The 16,870-nt window shown below is 69.3% G+C and carries 20 protein-coding genes; 5 read left to right on the plus strand and 15 right to left on the minus strand.

Annotated elements, in window-relative coordinates:
- The first annotated feature begins 10 nt into the window (after nucleotides 1-10).
- Nucleotides 11-655 carry a flavin reductase family protein gene (locus OG876_RS04585; protein ID WP_328523487.1) on the plus strand — a complete coding sequence of 215 codons (645 nt, stop codon included), beginning with the start codon at nucleotides 11-13 and terminating at the stop codon, nucleotides 653-655.
- Here OG876_RS04585 and OG876_RS04590 read toward each other — a convergent pair.
- Entirely contained in the window at nucleotides 644-1,549 is a 906-nt protein-coding gene (locus OG876_RS04590) for an EamA family transporter (RefSeq protein WP_328523488.1), read from the minus strand. The genes OG876_RS04585 and OG876_RS04590 overlap by 12 nt on opposite strands.
- Nucleotides 1,550-1,622: 73 nt before the next feature.
- On the opposite strand from OG876_RS04590, the gene OG876_RS04595 reads away from it, so the two are divergent.
- Complete coding sequence (locus tag OG876_RS04595; RefSeq protein WP_328523489.1) at nucleotides 1,623-2,531, plus strand: LysR family transcriptional regulator; 909 nt, start codon at nucleotides 1,623-1,625, stop codon at nucleotides 2,529-2,531.
- A gap of 20 nt (nucleotides 2,532-2,551) precedes the next feature.
- Here the strand turns inward: OG876_RS04595 and OG876_RS04600 are convergent, their stop codons facing one another.
- Nucleotides 2,552-3,448 (minus strand): helix-turn-helix transcriptional regulator, encoded by an 897-nt coding sequence (locus OG876_RS04600; protein WP_328523490.1) that lies wholly within the window; start codon nucleotides 3,446-3,448, stop codon nucleotides 2,552-2,554.
- A 101-nt stretch (nucleotides 3,449-3,549) separates the two neighbouring features.
- Between OG876_RS04600 and OG876_RS04605 the strand changes: the two genes are divergently transcribed.
- Nucleotides 3,550-4,989 carry an MFS transporter gene (locus tag OG876_RS04605; RefSeq protein ID WP_328523491.1) on the plus strand — a complete coding sequence of 480 codons (1,440 nt, stop codon included), beginning with the start codon at nucleotides 3,550-3,552 and terminating at the stop codon, nucleotides 4,987-4,989.
- Between the two features lie 13 nt (nucleotides 4,990-5,002).
- Here the strand turns inward: OG876_RS04605 and OG876_RS04610 are convergent, their stop codons facing one another.
- The 3 genes from OG876_RS04610 to OG876_RS04620 are packed head-to-tail and all read right to left on the minus strand — an operon-like array spanning nucleotide 5,003 to nucleotide 7,544.
- Nucleotides 5,003-5,719, minus strand: a complete 717-nt coding sequence (locus tag OG876_RS04610; protein ID WP_328523492.1) for a pentapeptide repeat-containing protein — start codon at nucleotides 5,717-5,719, stop codon at nucleotides 5,003-5,005.
- A 40-nt stretch (nucleotides 5,720-5,759) separates the two neighbouring features.
- Entirely contained in the window at nucleotides 5,760-6,881 is a 1,122-nt protein-coding gene (prfB, locus tag OG876_RS04615) for a peptide chain release factor 2 (RefSeq protein ID WP_328523493.1), read from the minus strand.
- Nucleotides 6,882-6,899: 18 nt separating this feature from the next.
- Nucleotides 6,900-7,544, minus strand: coding sequence for a TetR/AcrR family transcriptional regulator (locus OG876_RS04620; RefSeq protein ID WP_328523494.1), 645 nt, complete (start codon nucleotides 7,542-7,544; stop codon nucleotides 6,900-6,902).
- A 70-nt stretch (nucleotides 7,545-7,614) separates the two neighbouring features.
- On the opposite strand from OG876_RS04620, the gene OG876_RS04625 reads away from it, so the two are divergent.
- Nucleotides 7,615-8,418: an SDR family oxidoreductase gene (locus OG876_RS04625; RefSeq protein WP_328523495.1), complete on the plus strand. Its 804-nt coding sequence runs from the start codon at nucleotides 7,615-7,617 to the stop codon at nucleotides 8,416-8,418.
- A 31-nt stretch (nucleotides 8,419-8,449) separates the two neighbouring features.
- Here OG876_RS04625 and OG876_RS04630 read toward each other — a convergent pair whose 3' ends face one another.
- The 10 genes from OG876_RS04630 to OG876_RS04675 all read right to left on the minus strand — a co-directional run bounded on the left by OG876_RS04630 (nucleotide 8,450) and on the right by OG876_RS04675 (nucleotide 15,822).
- Nucleotides 8,450-8,848, minus strand: a complete 399-nt coding sequence (locus OG876_RS04630; RefSeq protein WP_328523496.1) for a Tad domain-containing protein — start codon at nucleotides 8,846-8,848, stop codon at nucleotides 8,450-8,452.
- Between the two features lie 23 nt (nucleotides 8,849-8,871).
- A complete protein-coding gene (locus OG876_RS04635; protein ID WP_328523497.1) occupies nucleotides 8,872-9,336 on the minus strand; it encodes a TadE/TadG family type IV pilus assembly protein in 465 nt (154 codons plus the stop codon).
- Nucleotides 9,333-9,758, minus strand: coding sequence for a TadE/TadG family type IV pilus assembly protein (locus tag OG876_RS04640; protein WP_442914100.1), 426 nt, complete (start codon nucleotides 9,756-9,758; stop codon nucleotides 9,333-9,335). The genes OG876_RS04635 and OG876_RS04640 overlap by 4 nt, the downstream gene beginning before the upstream one ends.
- Complete coding sequence (locus OG876_RS04645) at nucleotides 9,758-9,955, minus strand: hypothetical protein (RefSeq protein WP_328523499.1); 198 nt, start codon at nucleotides 9,953-9,955, stop codon at nucleotides 9,758-9,760. The genes OG876_RS04640 and OG876_RS04645 overlap by 1 nt, the downstream gene beginning before the upstream one ends.
- 14 nt (nucleotides 9,956-9,969) lie before the next feature.
- Nucleotides 9,970-10,908 (minus strand): type II secretion system F family protein, encoded by a 939-nt coding sequence (locus OG876_RS04650; protein ID WP_328523500.1) that lies wholly within the window; start codon nucleotides 10,906-10,908, stop codon nucleotides 9,970-9,972.
- Complete coding sequence (locus OG876_RS04655) at nucleotides 10,905-11,765, minus strand: type II secretion system F family protein (protein ID WP_328523501.1); 861 nt, start codon at nucleotides 11,763-11,765, stop codon at nucleotides 10,905-10,907. The genes OG876_RS04650 and OG876_RS04655 overlap by 4 nt, the downstream gene beginning before the upstream one ends.
- Entirely contained in the window at nucleotides 11,765-13,042 is a 1,278-nt protein-coding gene (locus tag OG876_RS04660; protein WP_328523502.1) for a CpaF family protein, read from the minus strand. The genes OG876_RS04655 and OG876_RS04660 overlap by 1 nt, the downstream gene beginning before the upstream one ends.
- Before the next feature lie 190 nt (nucleotides 13,043-13,232).
- Nucleotides 13,233-13,976, minus strand: coding sequence for a GntR family transcriptional regulator (locus OG876_RS04665; protein ID WP_328523503.1), 744 nt, complete (start codon nucleotides 13,974-13,976; stop codon nucleotides 13,233-13,235).
- A 53-nt stretch (nucleotides 13,977-14,029) separates the two neighbouring features.
- Nucleotides 14,030-14,803 (minus strand): TIM barrel protein, encoded by a 774-nt coding sequence (locus OG876_RS04670; RefSeq protein ID WP_328523504.1) that lies wholly within the window; start codon nucleotides 14,801-14,803, stop codon nucleotides 14,030-14,032.
- The gene (locus tag OG876_RS04675) at nucleotides 14,800-15,822 is read right to left on the minus strand and encodes a Gfo/Idh/MocA family oxidoreductase (RefSeq protein WP_328523505.1); all 1,023 of its coding nucleotides are present in this window, start codon (nucleotides 15,820-15,822) and stop codon (nucleotides 14,800-14,802) included. The genes OG876_RS04670 and OG876_RS04675 overlap by 4 nt, the downstream gene beginning before the upstream one ends.
- A gap of 98 nt (nucleotides 15,823-15,920) precedes the next feature.
- Between OG876_RS04675 and OG876_RS04680 the strand changes: the two genes are divergently transcribed.
- Nucleotides 15,921-16,868, plus strand: coding sequence for a LacI family DNA-binding transcriptional regulator (locus OG876_RS04680; protein WP_328523506.1), 948 nt, complete (start codon nucleotides 15,921-15,923; stop codon nucleotides 16,866-16,868).
- Nucleotides 16,869-16,870: the final 2 nt, after the last annotated feature.

Below are 16,870 nucleotides of genomic sequence, written 5' to 3' on the forward strand. Positions count from 1 at the left end.
TTCCATCAGCGTGAAGCGAATCGTTGAACCCAAGGTCCTGTATTTCGGCACGCCGGTCGTGCTGATCAGCTCCCGCAACCCGGACGGCAGCACGAACCTCAGCCCGATGTCGTCGGCCTGGTGGCTCGGCTACACCGCGATGCTGGGCATGGGCACCAGCGCCCAGGCCGTCAAGAACCTCACCGAGCGGCCCGAGGTGGTCCTCAACCTGGTCGATCCGGATATGGTCGCCGCCCTCGACCGGATCGCGTTGCTGACCGGGTCGGAGCAGATGTCCGACGCCAAGCGCGCCCGCGGCTACCGCTTCGAGCCGGACAAGTTCGCGGCGGCCGGGCTGACCCGCGAGCCGGGTGACCTGGTCGATGTCGACGCGGTCCAGGAGAGCCCGATCAACCTCGAGGGCCGGATCGTGAACATCCACGACATCGGCGGACCCGATTCTCACCTGTGTGCCCTGGAGATGAAGGTCGAGCGCGTGCATGTCCGCGAGGACCTGTTGATGAGCAACGACCGCTACATCGACCCGCTCCGGTGGGATCCGCTGATCATGAAGTTCACCGAGTACTTCGCCGGCGGTGCACCGGCGTACGAGTCCTCGCTGGCCCGCGGCTGGGAGATGCCGCCGATGCGGCTGCCCGTCGGATCAGACAGCTGACTCCACCACGACCCGCTCGTCGGACTCCGCCGCACGCGGGGTCCGGCGCCGGATCACGGTGCAGGCCATCCCACCGATCACCAGGACCGCCGCGATCCCCTGCTGCAGGCCGACTGCCTCGCCGCGTAGCAGCCAGGCAGCCGCCATCCCAACGATCGGCACCAAGAGGGAGAACGGCGCCACGGTGCTGGCGTCGTACTGGCGCAGGAGATAGCCCCAGACTCCGAAGCCGAACAGCGTGGCAGCGAAGGCGACATAGGCGATCGCGCCGACGCCGGTGAGCCTGATCCCGTGCAGCGCGTCCAGGTCCGCGTGCGCGCCCTCAGTGAGCAAGGACAACAGCAGCAGCGGTACGACGGCCACCGCGCTGACCCAGATCATGAAGCGCAACGTGTCCTGCGGCTTCGCGTAGCGGGTGATCGTGTTGGAGACTCCCCAGAACGCGCCGGCCGCGATCACCAGCGCGAGTGCGCCCAGCGGCGCGGACAGCCCGTGGTCGAGCATGATCAGGACCATTCCGACGCAGGCGATCAGAATGCCGGCGATCTGCGCCAGCCGCGGGCGTTCGCGCAGTACGACGATCGCGAACAGGACCGTGAAGATCACCTGGCACTGCAGCACCAGCGACGCCAGGCCGGCCGGGACGCCGTGCTTCATCGCGATGAAGAGCAGGCCGAACTTCGCCACCCCGAGCGCGAGGCCGACGCCGATCACGTACCGCCAGGCCACCCGCGGCTTGCCGAGCAGGAAGATCGCCGGGACCGCGGCGAAGAAGAAGCGCAGCGCGGAGAACAGCAGCGGTGGGAAGCCTTCCAGCCCGACCTCGATGACGACGAAGTTGACACCCCAGACGACAACGACGGCGAGCGCGAGCAGCAGGTCACGAGGCTTCATGCGATCCAGTCTGGGCGGGACTACACTTAAGGACCAGCACTGATTGCTACCGCCTTCGATGTAGGGGTGCTACATGATCGATCTCGGCCGGCTCCGCGCTCTGCACGCCATCGCCCAGTACGGCTCGGTCAATCGCGCCGCCGAGGTGCTCGGGTACACACCGTCGGCGGTGTCGCAGCAGCTGGCCAAACTGGAGCGGGAGACGCGCACGACGCTGGTCGAGCGCCAGGGCCGCGGGATCGTCCTGACCGACGCGGCGCGGGAGTTGGCAGCGACGGCAGCGCGCATCCTCGAGCTGGTCGAGGACGCCGAGCTGACCCTGGAAGAGCAGCGCGGCCAGGCGATCGGCACGCTCAGCATCGCCGCGTTCCCGACGGCCGCCCGGGGATTGTTGCCGCCGGCCCTGGCCCGGTTGATCGACGACAATCCGGGACTCGACGTCCGCGTCGTCGAGACCGATCCGTTCGAGGCCGTTGCCGCGGTCAACCGTGGCGAGATCCACGTCGCGGTCGTCCACGACTGGCACAACGCGCCGCTCGGCCTGCCGGAAGGTCTGTCGCGGGTGAAGCTCGGATCGGATCCCGCTGACGTGCTGATCCCCGCGACGCATCGCCTGGCAGGCAAGGAGTTCGTCCGCGCGGAGGACCTGGTCGGCGAGCGGTGGATCTGCCAGCCGGCCGGGTCGATCTGCCACGAATGGCTGGTCCGGACGATGCGTCGCGCCGGCGTCGAGCCGAACGTCGCCTACTCGGTCGCGGAGTACCAGACCCAGCTGGCCATGCTTGCCCGCGGCATCGGTATCGGCCTGCTCCCCCGGCTCGGCCGCGGCCCGATCCCCGACGGTGTGGTCGTCGTACCGCTCCAGCCTGCGCCGAGCCGCCGCCTGTACGCCGTCTGGCGCACGACCACCGCCCGCCGTCCGGCGATCGCTGTCGCCCTCCAGACCCTCAAGGCAGCCTGGCCGGACCGCGACACGGCCTGATCGGATCCGCTCCGGCCGTTTCAGGTGGCGCTGACGAGGGCTTGGAGCTTTGCTTCGGTGGCCTCGTCGGCGGCGGTGTAGACCGTCGCCCGGATCTGTCCGAGCTGCGACAGCCACAGGTTGACCGGCTCGATCCGCAGTACGCCGGCCTTCGCGTTCTCCAGCACCTTGATCCGGGTGCTCGGCGCGGCCACCTCGTACCGCTCCCACAGCTCCGCGAACAGCTTCGACCCCGCGAGCAGCCGGGCGACCAGGTCCTGCCAGGCCGGCTCGCCCACGTGGTCGGCCATCGCCGCCCGGAACCCGGCGACCATGTGCAGCTTCATCGACTCGGACTCCACGAAGTTGCAGCGCCACTCGTTCGACACGAACGTCACCCAGAGCATGTTGCGTTCCTCGACCGGGATCTCCCGCAGGTCCAGCACCACGCGGCAGTACGCCTCGTTGAACGCGAGGATGTCGTAGCGCGCGTTCAGAACCAGAGCCGGGTACGGCGAGACCGCGTCGAGCGTCTTCTGCAGCGACGCGGGCAGCACCGCGCACTCACCCCGCGCCGGACCGAACTGGAGCCCAGCCAACGTGAACAGGTGATTGCGCTCCTGCCGGTCGAGCCGCAACGTGTTCGCCACCGCCTCCAGCACCTGCGCCGACACGTTGATGTCCCGCCCCTGCTCCAACCACGTGTACCAAGTGACACCCACTCCCGCGAGCAGTGCCACCTCTTCCCGCCGCAACCCCGGCGTCCGCCGCCGCCCACCCGGCGCAAACCCAACCTCGTCGGGCTGAATCCGCTCCCGCCGGCTCCGCAGGAACACTCCGAGCTCACGCCGCTGCTCACCCTTGTCCACAGCAGGACCTTCGGACAACCCCCGCATCACGCGAGCAGAACTGTCGGTGGGGGCTGGGAGAGTGGCCATAAGACCATCATGGGCTGTATTGGAGCCTGGTTCCAGGTGGTGTGAATACCAGGATCAACAGGCTCTCACCACCAGGCTCGGAGTGCGCGCAGGGTGGAGGCATGACAGACCAGCTCCAAGCCGCCACCACCCCGGTCGCCGCCCGGCCGCGTGCCGCCGCGTCGCCGCTGGGGCCGGTGGCCTTGACCACCTTGCTCTTCGGCGCCTTCCTGCCGATGCTCTCCTTCTTCATCATCAACGTCGCCCTGCCGGCCATCGGCTCGGACCTGAGCGCGTCGTCCGGCGAGCTCCAGCTCGTCGTCGGCAGCTACGGCATCGCCAACGCCACTCTGCTGGTCGTCGGCGGTCGCCTCGGCGACGGCTTCGGCCGCAAGCGCCTGTTCCTGATCGGCCTGACCGGCTTCACGGTGATGTCGCTGATCTGCGCCATCGCCCCGACCATCGGCGTACTCCTCGCGGCCCGCGTCGTCCAGGGCGCCACGGCCGCCGCCATGACCCCGCAGGTCCTCGCGTCGATCTCGAGCCTCCTCACGGGCGAACACCGCGCCCGCGCGATGGCCATGTTCGGCGTGGCGGGCGGTGCCGCGGCCGCACTCGGTCAGATCCTCGGCGGCGTACTGGTCGAGGCCAATGTCTTCGACCTCGGCTGGCGGGCGGTGTTCCTCGTCAACGTCCCGGTCGGCCTCCTGGCCGTCGTAGCCGCGATCCGGCTGCTGCCGGAGACCAAGGCCGACAAGGCCCAGCGCGTCGACCTCGTCGGCGCCGCGCTGCTCGCACTGACCCTGGTGCTTCTGCTGCTGCCACTCACGGAGGGTCGACCGCTCGGCTGGCCACTCTGGACGTGGCTCTGCCTCGCCGCGACGATTCCGGCCGTAGCGGTGCTCGGCCTGCACCAGCACCGCTCGGAGCAGGCAAGCAAGTCCCCACTGATCCCACCGACCGTCCTGCGGCTGCGCGCGATGCGGATCGGCCTCCTCCTGGCGGTGGCGTTCTTCACCACCTTCGGTGGCTTCATGTTCGTGTTCGCGCTCGCTACGCAGGGCGAGGCGCACATGTCCCCGCTGGAAGGCGGTCTGAGCCTGCTGCCGATGGCGGTCGGGTTCCTGATCACCTCGATCTATGGCCCGCGCCTGCAGGTGCGGTACGGCGCCGGCCTGATCCTGCGCGGGTGGATCATCCAGGCGGTCGGCTATTCCCTGCTCGCGATCGTCGCCCTCACCATCTGGCCGGACGTGAACCCGTGGAAGCTCGCCGTACCGATGCTGGTCGCCGGCTTCGGCTCCGGCCTGGTCATGGTGCCGCTGATCGGCGTCGTGCTCGGTCAGGTCCCGGCGGCCCAGGCAGGCCTCGGCAGCGGCATCCTGCTCACCAGCCAGCAGACCTGTCTCGCCCTCGGCGCGGCCACGGTCGGTACGGCGTACCTCGCGCTGGCCGGCACGTCATGGGACCAGGGCAAGGCACTTGCCGCGGTGGCGCTGGCGATCACCGCAGTCTCGCTGCTGATGACGCCGGTCACGCACCAACTGCGCTCGCGCGCTTGAGCGTTCGCCGTGCTCACCAGTGCGGCGGGCGGTTGACGGCCTGCGGGAGTTTGGTGACCTGGTCGCCTCTGGCGGCGTTGACCTGGGACTGCGTCAGGAAGAGGGCGCCGGTCAGGTCAGCGCCGCGGAGGTCGGCGTCGCGAAGATCGGCGCCGATCAGGTCCGCCTGGCGAAGGTCCGCGTCACGCAGGTCGGCGGCGATCAGATACGCACCACGCAGGTTGGCCTTCGCGAGGTCGGCGCCACGGAGACGGGCGCCGATCAGGTCGGCGCCGCGGCGGTCCTTCTTCTTGCTCTGCTTGCCACGGACGAGCTGACTCGTCTTCAGCAGCAACTCGTTGACCGCGGCCCGCTCCGCGTCCACATCCACCGTGGTCAGGTCCGCCGTACGACTCACACCTTCGACCCGGTCGATCGCCGCGCGGACCTCGGCGTCGAACGCCTTGTATTCAAGGGCTTCCGTGAGATACCACAGCAGCTCGTGCAGCTGGCGCAGGATCGGCAGGGCCGCGAACATCGACTGCCCCGGTTGCTCCCGCCAGCTCGTGCCGGCGCGCCGGGAGATCTCCTGGCCGGCGCCGAAGCAGTCGTAAACCGTGCAGCCAGGGAAGCCCTTGGAGCGCAGCCGGCTGTGAATGCCGCACCGGAAGTCGGTGGACAGATTCGGGCAGGCCTCGCCCGCCGGCTTGTCGATCGCGAAGTCCGCCGACCTGCTGAACGTCAGCGCCACACAGCAGAGCCCGAAGCAGCTACTGCAGTCGGCGCGGAGGTCAGTTGTGCTCGGCAACCGTTTGGCCGGTGCGGCGCCAGCGGATGCCGGCCTCGATGAAGTCGTCGATCTCGCCGTCGAAGACGCCGGACGTGTTGCCGGACTCGTACTGCGTCCGCAGGTCCTTCACCATCTGGTACGGGTGCAGCACGTACGACCGCATCTGGTCACCCCACGAGCCCTGCACGTCACCGCGCAGCGCGTCGATCTGGGCCCGCTCCTCGGCCTTCTTCAGCGCCAGCAGCTTGGCCTTCAGGATCACCATCGCGGACGCCTTGTTCTGCAGCTGGGACTTCTCGTTCTGGCAGGAGACCACGGTGCCGGTCGGGATGTGCGTGATCCGGACCGCGGAGTCGGTGGTGTTGACGCTCTGACCACCCGGGCCGGACGACCGGTACACGTCGATCCGCAGCTCTTCCTCGGGTACGTCGATCTCGTCGGTCTGCTCGAGCACCGGGACCACCTCGACCGCCGCGAACGACGTCTGCCGGCGGCCCTGGTTGTCGAACGGAGAGATCCGGACCAGCCGGTGCGTACCCGACTCCACACTCAGCGTGCCGTACGCGTACGGCGCCTTGACCCCGAACGTGGTCGACTTGATCCCGGCCTCTTCGGCGTACGACGTGTCGTAGACCTCGGTCGGGTAACCGTGCCGCTCGGCCCAGCGCAGGTACATCCGCTGGAGCATCTCGGCGAAGTCCGCCGCGTCCACACCGCCCGCGCCGGAGCGGATCGTGACCAGCGCCTCGCGCTCGTCGTACTCACCGGACAGCAGCGTGCGGACCTCGAGGGACTGGATCGCCTTGCTCAGCGGACCGAGATCCTTCTCCGCCTCGGCCATGCTGTCGGAGTCGTTCTCCTCGCGGCCGAGCTCGATCAGCGCACCGAGGTCGTCGAGGCGGCCGCGCAGCGTGGTCACCCGCTCGACATCGGACTGCAGGCTGGACAGCCGGGACGTCACCTTCTGCGCGTTCGCCTGGTCGTCCCACAGGTCGGGTGCCGCGACCGCCTCACCGAGCTCGGCGATCTCCTTGCGCAGCGAATCGAGATCGAGCACCTTCTCGATCGAGGTCAGCGTCGCGTCGAGCTGCTTGAGCTCCGCGTCAAAATCCAGTCCAGCCACAACCAAGCAGCGTACCCGCTAGGCGGTGGTCACCGGTAAACCGAGGCCATGCCGCAGTACGCCGAAGACGTAGGCGACCGCCTTCTCGAGCTCGGCCCGCACCTGTTCGAGGTCGGCCGCGGACGCCTTGTCGGGCAGGAGGCGCAGCAGTTCTTCTTCCAGGACCTTCAGCGCGCCCGCGAACTGAGCGGCGATCAGCCGGTTCCGCAGATGCTCGGGGCGCCGCTCGTCGAGGGCGGCGGTCAGCAAGGTCTCGAGTTCCGCCGCGTTCAGGCGACGACGGGCCAGCAGGGCCGGGCTGTCCTCGATCGTGCGAACGAACTGCTTCCAGGTGGCCAAATGCCCGACCTCCAGCCGGTCCCGGATCCCGGCCAGATAGCTCGCCTCCAGCACCTCCACCGGATCCGCGTCGGCCGGCGCCTCCCGGATCGCCCGCGCCGGACCGCGCCACCACCCCTGCTCGTCGAAGAACAGGTCCTCCTTGGTCGGGAAGTGGTTGAACACCGTCTGTACGGCGACATCCGCCGCGCGCGCCACCTCCGCCACGGTCACCGCGTCGAAGCCGCGCTCCAGGAACAGCGTCGTCGCGACGTCCGAGATGACCTGCCGGGTCTGCCGCTTCTTCCGCTCCCGCCGCCCGCTCTCCGTCGCACCGCTCTCCATTGCACCGAGGGTAGGGCATCTGCTTTACTTCATCCAATCTTGTAGTCACTACATCTTTGGAGCAAACCCAATGACAATCCTCGTCACCGGCGGCCGCGGCACGATCGCCCGCGCCGTCGCCACCGGCCTCACCGCCGCCGGTCACGACATCCGCGTCGCCTCCCGCGAACCCTCGACCTTGGGAGCTGCTGCGGTCGGCTATGACCCGGCCGACCCCGGCCCCGCGCTGCACGGCATCAGCCAGGTGTTCCTGTACTCCGATCCGTCCTCGGCGCCGGCGTTCGTCGCGGCAGCCGACGCCGCCAGGGTGAAGCAGGTGGTGATGCTCTCGTCGCTGTCCTCGCTCGGCGGTCCCGAGGATCCGCATGCAAGGACCGAACGCGTCATCGCCGCCGGGTCCTATGCGACCACCCGGCTGCAGCCCGGCGCGTTCATGAGCAACGCGAAGTTCTGGTCACACCAGGTGCGCGCGACCGGGCAGATCCGGCTGCCGTACCTCGACGCCGAGGAAGCGCCGATCCACGAGCAGGACATCGCCGATGCCGCGCTCCGCATCCTGCTCGACGGACCGGGCAACGGCCACGACGGCCGCGGCTACCCGCTCACCGGCCCGGAGTCCATGACCCGGCGGCACCAGATCGAGCTGATCACCCAGGTCACCGGGGTCCCGATCGAGGCTGTCGATCTCACCCCCGACCAGGCCCGGGCCGAGCTGCAACTGCGAGACCCCGGCCAGCGCGAGACGTTGCTCGCCTACTGGGCTTCCCAGGTTGGCAGGCCGCAGCCGATCGAGCGCGGCGTCGAACTGCTGACCGGCCACCCGGCCCGCACCTTCACCACCTGGCTGAACGACAACCCGGGCCTCTTCGCCTGACCGAGCAAACCCACGGCATGATCCGCGGACGTCAGCGGATCGGCACGACGGCTGCGGCTTCCGAGGCGATGTCGGAGGAGCCGGGCCAGCCGGGTGGCTCGAACGGGAGGTCGACGGACGACGTGAGCCGCACGGTCACCGTCGTACCGGCGACGTCCGCCGACCAGTCCAGCCCGTCGAATCTGTTGCTTGCGGCAACTTGATCCAGATACTCGGCGGTCAGCCGGCGCGCCTCGTCCGGGTCGAGCTCGGCGTTGCCGTCCGCGGCCGGCTGCGCGTAGATCGCCGCCAGCCCGTTGGCCGCCGCCAGCACCGCCCCGTCCGCGGTCGCGTCCAGATCCCGGCGGACCAGGAACACCTTCGAGATATCGGTGACCACCACGATCATCAGCAGGATGATCGCGGTGAACCCGATGATCAGCACGGTCATCTGACCCTGCTCGTCCCGGCGCCTCATCCGTTGCCCTTGGCTTCGCGGTAGTCGCCGTACGGCTCGGTGTGGGAGGCGCTGATGTGGATCGCCGGGGGTTCACCGCCGAGGGCGTCCGGGATCAGTGGCAGGCGAACTTCGGTGTCGAGGGTGACTGTCACGGTCGAGCCGGGCTCGAGGCAGGCGGGGTCGCAGGTGATCCGGAGCTGGTCAGGGCTCAGCTCCATCCCCTGGTCCTTCATCGCCAGGCGCGCCGCGTCGAACGCCCGCGCGCGAGCGTCGTCCTCCGACAATCCTTCCGGCACGATGACGAACGCCCGCCCTGCCGCCCGGGTTGCCGCGGTCGCGCCGTACGAGGCTCGCTGTACGTCGAAGACCGCGAGCATCACGTACACCAACGGAACCATCAGCAGGATCGCCAGCCAGGAGAACTCCACGACCGCGCTACCGCGTTCGTCGCGTCGGCGGAAGATCCACCAGGTGCTCATTCGCCGGTCTCCTTCACGGCGTGCCCTTCGACGCTGAAGTCGATCCCGGGACCCCACAGACCGAGCGGTGGCATGTGCGCCTTGACCACGACCAGCACTCCCGGCTGCCCGTCGACGTCGGTCTCCTCGGCGGACACCGAGTCGATCAACTGGTCCCGCACCACACCGCCGACCAGATCACGCGTCCGCGATTCACCGTCCGCGGGCACCCGGTTGAGTACGGCCGCATAGTGCGCGCCCTCCGATGCCGCCGCCGTCACCGTGTTGCGCACGTACAGGTAGAGCCCGACCTGCAGGATCCCTAAGAACAAAGGGACTACGAGCATCGAGACCAGCACGAAATCCACCACCGCCGACCCACGCTCGTCGCGTGACCGCGGCGCAGACCGGCCCGCGGCCGAGCGCAGGTGGGCGGAACGCATCACTTGTTGCCGACGGAGTCCAACGCGTCTTGGAGCATTCGCTGCAACTGCGTGCCGGCGAGCTGCCAGATCGCAACGACCAGACCGGCCGTCATCACCGTGATGAGCACCCAGCCGGGGACATCGCCGCGTTCTCTGCGGGCCTCGCGTGGCTTCAGCAGCACCGCCAGGAACACCCTGGTCAGGAGTAGGGACATGAGTTCTCCTCAGTTCATCCGGCGATCAGCCGGATTCCGACAGCGCCTGGATAGAAGGCGAAGGCGATGGTCACCGGCAGGACCAGAAAGATCACCGGGACCATCATGGCTACCTCGCGGCGCGCGCCGGACTCGATCAGCTCGCGCCGCCCCGCCTCACGAATGTCACCGGCCTGCGCCCGCAGGACGTCGGCCAGCGGGGTGCCGCGTTCGAGCGCCACCGCCAGCCCGTCCGCGAACCGCGAGAGCGCCAGCAGACCGGTGCGATCCGCCAACGCGTCGAGCGCGCGGACCAGCGTCTCCCCCGCCCTCGTCTCGGCCAGGACACGCTTCAGTTCGTCCGCCAGCTCACCCCGGCACGATCGCGCGACCCGGTCGAGGGCCCCGGCCGGACCCTCACCGGCCGCCACCGACAGCGCGAGCAACTCGGCCACGGTCGGCAGCTCGACGAGCAGCCGGCGCTCGCGACGCCGTACCTGCGAGGTGAGATAGGTGTCTCGGGCAAGCACTCCGAGGACACCGAGCAGAGTACAGAACGCCAGCATCCCGATCGGGTTGCCGGTGCCGAGCGACAGCGCGACGACCGAGACGACCAACGCACCACCGAACGCGACGGTCCCCCACAGCAACTGCTCGATCCGGAATTCCTCGACCGTCCGCTCCACCCCGGCCCGCGCCAGCCGCCGGCGGATCGAGTTCGCCCCGCCGAGCAGGCGCTCCAGCCGCTGCGCACCCGACCGCAGCGACGGCCCGAACAACCGCAGGATCGCGTGGAACGGCGAACCCGAGCTCACCACCCCCACGAACACCTCGGGCCCGCCGAGATCACGCAGGTACGGCGAGATCCGCTCGTCGGCCGTCGGCCTCCGCAAGAACGGCAACCGCCGTACGACAACCAACAGGCCGGCACCGAACAGCGCCCCGACGAGACCGCCCATCAGCAACGGACTCATCGCAACACCCGCTCGGGCTCGGGCAACCGGCCGATCCGCAACATCAACCGATACGCGACCACACACACGACCGCGCCCGCACCGATGATCAACGCACCCATCGCGGAGTTGTAGCGCTGGATGACGTCGCCCTGGAAGGACAGCAACGCCAGCACCAGCCACGGCGCGGCCACAGCGACGCGAGCGCCGTTGACCGACCACGACTGTCGCGACTCGAGCTCGGACCTGGTCCGGGCATCGTCGCGCAGGAACGACGACAGCGACCGAAGCAACCGCCCGAGATCCCCACCACCGACCTCGCGCGCGATCCGCAACGCCTCGACCACGCGATCGCCGACCGGATCCGCGAGCCGTGCCTTCAACCGATCCAGCGACTCCGCGAACCGGCCCGTCGACGCGTAGTCCGCTCCGAACCGCCGGAACGGTTCGCGCAACGGCAGCGGCCCTCGCTCACCCACCTGAGCCAGCGCTTCGGACAGCGACAGCCCGGCCCGCACCGCCGACGCGATGTTGTCCACCACGTCCGGCCACAGCTCACGGAACTCGGCCAGCCGCTTCCGCGCCCGGCTCCGCACCAAAGCGATCGGCATCCCGCCGGCCATCAGACCGAACACCACACCGACCGGCCAGGCCCCCGACACCACGAGCATCAGCAAGAACCCGACCAGTCCAGTGATCACGCACGCGCCGATGAACGCGGCCGGCGTCACGCCTTCGATCCCCGCGCTCGCGAGCAACTCCCGGCTCCGGGCGATCAACCGCCCGTCCGTGGCCGGCTGGGAATCCGCCGGCGCGACGAACGTCGCGATGATCAGCAGCAAGCCGATCCCGAAGAACAGCCCCAGCAGGAGCCCCATCAGCCAACACCCCGCGGCAACTCGGTCAGCAGCCCGGCCAGGTTGTACCCGGCCTGCAGGAACCGCTCGGGATGCGGCAGATGCCCCTCGGCCCGGCGCAGATGCCCGTCGACCGTGCCGAACAGCGTCTCGGTCTCGATCGCCTGCTCCTCGATCCGCCCGCTGACGCCCACGATCTCCCGCACCCGGCGCTGCCCGTCCGCCCCGATCCCGAGGTGTACGACGAGATCCACGCAGCCGGCCACCGTCGGCAGCACGAACCGGGATCCGATGTTCTCTCCCGCGAGCAAGGGCAGCGTGCACATCTTGGTCAGCGCCTCACGCGCCGAGTTCGCATGGATCGTGCACATGCCGGGGAGGCCGCTGTTCAGCGCCAGGAGCAGATCCAGGCACTCCTCGCCGCGCACCTCACCGACGATCAGCCGCGACGGCCGCATCCGGAGCGACTCCTTGACCAGGTCGCGCAGCCGCACCTCGCCGGTGCCCTCCAGACCTGCCTGCCGCGTCTGCATCGACACCCAGTCGGGGATCGGCAACTTGATCTCGAAGACCTCCTCGCAGCTGATCACCCGCTCACTGCCGGGGATCGAGCCGGCCAAGGCGTTCAGCATCGTGGTCTTGCCGGCCTGCGTGCCGCCGGAGACGAGGACGTTGAGACCGACCGCGACCGCGGCCTCCAGCACCGCACCCGCATGTGGCGTCAGCGAACCGAGCGCGACCAGATCGCTCAGCCGGGTGGCGCGGACGGTGAACTTGCGGATATTTATCGCCGCGTACCGCTGGGTGATGCCGCCGAGCACGATGTGCACGCGGCTCCCGTCCGGCAGCCGGGCGTCCGTGAACGGCTGGGACACGTCGATCCGCCGGCCGGTGGTCTTGAGCATCCGCTCGACCAGATCGCTGACCTCCTCCTCGGTCAGCACGGTCGTGGTCAGCTCGTGCCGGCCTTCGCGGGCGATGAACACCCGGCTCGGCTCGTTGATCCAGATCTCTTCGACAGTCGGGTCGTCCAGGAACCGCTGCAACGGGCCGAAGCCCGCCACCCGGTCGTGCACCTCCCGGCTGACCGCCTCCAGGTCACCGATCGGCGGCACCACACCGGACAGGCTGCGCTCGTCGTACTCGCGGACGACGGTGGCGACGATCGCGTTCACCGCGCCCGGATCACGGAGCGGATCGATGCCCTCCCGGCGCACCACATCGCGCACCTGGGCGTCGATCAGCTCGACCGCGCCGTCCCAGCCCGACCGGCGCGCGGCGAGTCTGTCGGCTGTCATCGGTCTCCCCGTGTGTGTCCCGTCTGGCGACCACGCGGTCACCATGCGCGACCATCCTTTCAACCGTGGGGCACCCCGCGCCACTCGCATCCGGCGCCCTGTGGACAACCGTGACATGCGAGAGGCTCACTGACCGTATCCATCGCGTCACGACGTGGTCCAGAAAATTGCAGCTTGTTGCAATCCCGCCTCAGCGGTGGACGAGGGTGTGTTCGAAGGAGTAGCGGCTGGCGCGGTAGAGGTGGGAGCCGTACTCGACCGGCTGGCCGTGGTCGTCGTACGTGATCCGGGTGGTCGCCAGGAGTGGTGCGCCGGGCTCCTCGGACAGGAGCCGGGCCTGCTCGAGCGAGGCGGGGATGGCGGAGATGGTCTGGTGCGCCACCTTCAGCCGCACCCCTTCGGCCCGCAGCAGTTGGTAGAGACCCCGCTCGGCCAGAGTGGCTGGGTCCGTCTCCAGGAGGTCAGGCGGGAGCCAGTTCCGCATCAGCGCCAGCGGCTCGCCGTCCGCCCGCCGCAGCCGCTCCAGCCGGAGCACTCGGTCCCCCTCCTCGCACTGCAGCGCGGCAGCGACCTCCGCAGTGGCCGGAGCGACGCCGAAGCGCAGTACGTCGGTCTCCGGCTTCCGGTGCGCCGCGGCCAGGTCGTCGTACAGGCTGGTGAGCTCGAGAGAGCGCCGTACTTGGCCGGAGTTCCCCACTACCTGGGTGCCGACGCCACGCTTGCGCACCAGCAGGCCCTGGTCGACCAGGCGGGCGATCGCCTGCCGGACCGTCGGCCGGCTCAGGCCGTACGCCTCGGCCAGATCGACCTCGTTGCTCAACCGGGATCCGACCGGCAGTTCACCGTCCTGGATCGCCGCCTCGAGTTGCTGCGCCAACTGCACGTGCAACGGGGTACGGCTGTTCCGATCGACCCGGACCTGGACGGTGCTCATGCGCACATCCTGAAGCCTCGGCCCGATTCCGTCGACCCACCACCCGGATTTGATCAGATGGCTTCCTTTGTGAACGCGTCCCGGAAACGGCGCAGCGCGAGATCCGTGTCGGCCGAGGCGAACGCTTCCAGCCCGACCGTGCCGTCATAGCCGAGCTCCCGCAGGGCGGCGGCGATCATGGGGTAGTTGATCTCCCCGGTCCCCGGCTCACAGCGGGTCGGTACGTCGGCCACCTGGATCTCGCCGAGGTACGGGAACGCCTTGCGGATCAGCTCGATCAGGTTCCCCTCGCCGATCTGCGCCTGGTACAGATCGAGCATCAGCCGCAGGTGCGGATGCCCGACCGCCTCGACCAGCGCGAGCGTGTCGGCCGCCTTCCCGAACGGCACGCCGGGATGGTTGACCTCGGTGTTGAGGTTCTCCAGCACGAACATCACGCCGTACCGCTCGCCGAGCTTCGCCAGCCGCTCCAGCGTGCGCGCGGCCGTCAGCCACATCGCGCCGGTGACCTCGTACGTCGGTGTCACCGGCAACCCGTCGAGCCTGAGCTCGGTGCCGTGCAGGTTGAGGCGCGGGCAGCCGAGCTCCAGGGCGACATGGACGGACTGCTCGGCGGTCACCAGCAGCCGATCCTGCTCGTGGGTCAGCGAGCCACCGATGTACCCGGTCATCGACGAGAACACCGCGCCCGTCTTCTTCAGCGCGGCGATGTCCTTGGACATCCAGGTCCAGATCTCGACGTCGAAACCGGCGGCGTCGATCCGCTCCACCCGTTCGGCGAAGGGCAGGTCGACGAACATCAACTCAGCACAGACAGCCAGCCTCATCGGACCTCCTCGATGCGCACCGCACGGTTCTCCTGGTAGGACGTCATCGCCGCCAGCGCGACCCGCAACGCGTTGCGTGCGTCGTGGCCGGTGACCGGCGGTACGCCGTCCCCGCGCACGACGCCGGCGAACTCCGCGAGCTCGCGCACGTAGGCGTCGTGGAACATCTCCTCATCACTGCGGAACGTCTGCTGCTGCAGGCCGCTCGCGCCGTACCGCACCAGCGGACTGCTCGGCAGGCCCCCGGCCATCACCATGCCTTTGCTCCCGAACACCTCGCCGCGGACGTCGTAGCCGTAGAGCGCGGAGAAGTTCGCTTCCGCGGTCGCGATCGCGCCGTTGTCGAAGGTGATCAGCACGACCGCGGTGTCGAGCAGCCCGTCCTCCTTGTACTGCGGGGCCACCAGCGCATCCGCCTTCGTGAAGACCTCGATCGGCCGGGCCCCTGGGTTGAGCCACAGGAGCGTGTCGAAGTCGTGGATGAGCGTCTCGCGGAAGATCGTCCACGGCGGGATGCCAGCTCGCAGACCAGCCGGTCCGCCGGGGTCCCGGGTGATCGAGCGCATCAGCTGCGGGGTACCGATCTCGCCGTCCACGACGGCCTGGTGGGCCGCGGCGAAGTCCTTGGCGAACCGTCGGTTGAAGCCGACCTGGAAGGGGACCCCGGCGGCATCGGTCGCTGCGATCGCCTGGTCGATCTCGTCGAGCGTCAGCGAGGCGGGCTTCTCGCACCAGACCGGCTTCCCGGCCGCGGCAGCGCGTTGGATCAGGTCCAGGTGAGCGGCGGCGATCGAGGTGATCACCACGCCGTCGACATCCTTCAGCAGGCTGTCCACGTCCTGGGCCTCGGTGCCGTACCGCTCCGCGAGCCGCTGCGCCGCCTCCGGTCTGGCGTCGGCGACCGCGGCCAGCTCGGCGCCGGGCACGTCCCGCGCGATGTTGCCGGCATGCATGGTGCCGATCCGGCCGGCTCCGATCAGCCCGAGGCGTACGACCGGCAGGCCGTGGTCTGTGCGCATCGGCAACCCCCTTCGCGAGCAGGGACTAGAGCGCTCTAGTCATCGCTAGGGAACAATGCTTTGATGGTCCCGGTCAAGACCTTGGGAGAATCGGCGAGATGAATCACCGACCGACGATGGAGGACGTCGCGGCCCGCGCCGGCGTGTCCCGCGCCCTGGTCTCGATCGTCTACCGCGATGTGCCGGGGGCGAGCGACGAGACCCGGGCCCGCGTGTTCGCGGCCGGCGACGAGCTCGGGTACCGCCCGGACCACCGGGCCCGGCTGCTCGGGCGGCAGCGCACGCGGCTGATCGGCGTGGCCTTCGATGTTGGCCAGCCCTTCCACGGCGACCTGGTCGAGGCGCTCTACCCGGCGGCCGAGGCGCTCGGCTACGACCTCACGTTGAGCGCGGTCACCGGTTCCCGTCGGGAGGCGGTCGCGATCCAGTCTCTGCTGGACTACCGCTGCGAATCGCTGGTGCTGCTCGCTCCCACCGCCCCGCCGTCCGTCTTGGCCGCACTTGCCGAAGCTCAGCCGGCGGTCGTGATCGCCCGCAAAGTACGGGCCGCCGGCGTTCAGGTCGTACGCACCGACGACGCGGCCGGATCTCGCCTGGCCGTGGAGCACCTACTGTCGCTCGGCCACACCCGCATCGCTCACGTCGACGGTGCCCGTGCTCCCGGCGCGGCCGAACGTCGGACCGGCTACACCCAGGCGATGCGCCGCGCCGGGCTCGAACCCCTTGTCATCGCCGGCGGCCCGACCGAGTCCGCCGGTGCGGCAGCCGCCCGCGAGCTGCCGTCCGGCGTCACAGCCGTTGCCGCCTTCAACGATGCCTGCGGCATCGGCCTCCTGCACGCCCTGCGGGGCCGGGACGTTTCGATCATCGGGTACGACGACTCGACGCCGTCGCGCCTGGAGCACATTCAGCTGACAACCATCGCCCAGAACGCCGATCGACTCGCGGCGGCCGCCCTCGGCCTCGCCATCTGCGAGGACGGCCCGCCACAAGAGGTCATCACCGATCCGGACCTGGTCGTACGGGCGACCACCAGGTCGCTCTAGGC

Source organism: Kribbella sp. NBC_00359 (assembly GCF_036097425.1).
Classification (GTDB): Bacteria; Actinomycetota; Actinomycetes; order Propionibacteriales; family Kribbellaceae; genus Kribbella.

Excerpts from the sequence above, each read along its gene's own strand:
- OG876_RS04590 (WP_328523488.1), bottom strand. The coding sequence starts at position 1,549 with ATGAAGCCTCGTGACCTGCTGCTCGCGCTCGCCGTCGTTGTCGTCTGG.
- OG876_RS04595 (WP_328523489.1), top strand. The coding sequence starts at position 1,623 with ATGATCGATCTCGGCCGGCTCCGCGCTCTGCACGCCATCGCCCAGTAC.
- OG876_RS04600 (WP_328523490.1), bottom strand. The coding sequence starts at position 3,448 with ATGGCCACTCTCCCAGCCCCCACCGACAGTTCTGCTCGCGTGATGCGG.
- OG876_RS04605 (WP_328523491.1), top strand. The coding sequence starts at position 3,550 with ATGACAGACCAGCTCCAAGCCGCCACCACCCCGGTCGCCGCCCGGCCG.
- OG876_RS04620 (WP_328523494.1), bottom strand. The coding sequence starts at position 7,544 with ATGGAGAGCGGTGCGACGGAGAGCGGGCGGCGGGAGCGGAAGAAGCGG.
- OG876_RS04625 (WP_328523495.1), top strand. The coding sequence starts at position 7,615 with ATGACAATCCTCGTCACCGGCGGCCGCGGCACGATCGCCCGCGCCGTC.
- OG876_RS04630 (WP_328523496.1), bottom strand. The coding sequence starts at position 8,848 with ATGACCGTGCTGATCATCGGGTTCACCGCGATCATCCTGCTGATGATC.
- OG876_RS04635 (WP_328523497.1), bottom strand. The coding sequence starts at position 9,336 with ATGAGCACCTGGTGGATCTTCCGCCGACGCGACGAACGCGGTAGCGCG.
- OG876_RS04640 (WP_442914100.1), bottom strand. The coding sequence starts at position 9,758 with ATGCGTTCCGCCCACCTGCGCTCGGCCGCGGGCCGGTCTGCGCCGCGG.
- OG876_RS04645 (WP_328523499.1), bottom strand. The coding sequence starts at position 9,955 with ATGTCCCTACTCCTGACCAGGGTGTTCCTGGCGGTGCTGCTGAAGCCA.
- OG876_RS04650 (WP_328523500.1), bottom strand. The coding sequence starts at position 10,908 with ATGAGTCCGTTGCTGATGGGCGGTCTCGTCGGGGCGCTGTTCGGTGCC.
- OG876_RS04655 (WP_328523501.1), bottom strand. The coding sequence starts at position 11,765 with ATGGGGCTCCTGCTGGGGCTGTTCTTCGGGATCGGCTTGCTGCTGATC.
- OG876_RS04660 (WP_328523502.1), bottom strand. The coding sequence starts at position 13,042 with ATGACAGCCGACAGACTCGCCGCGCGCCGGTCGGGCTGGGACGGCGCG.
- OG876_RS04665 (WP_328523503.1), bottom strand. The coding sequence starts at position 13,976 with ATGAGCACCGTCCAGGTCCGGGTCGATCGGAACAGCCGTACCCCGTTG.
- OG876_RS04670 (WP_328523504.1), bottom strand. The coding sequence starts at position 14,803 with ATGAGGCTGGCTGTCTGTGCTGAGTTGATGTTCGTCGACCTGCCCTTC.
- OG876_RS04675 (WP_328523505.1), bottom strand. The coding sequence starts at position 15,822 with ATGCGCACAGACCACGGCCTGCCGGTCGTACGCCTCGGGCTGATCGGA.
- OG876_RS04680 (WP_328523506.1), top strand. The coding sequence starts at position 15,921 with ATGAATCACCGACCGACGATGGAGGACGTCGCGGCCCGCGCCGGCGTG.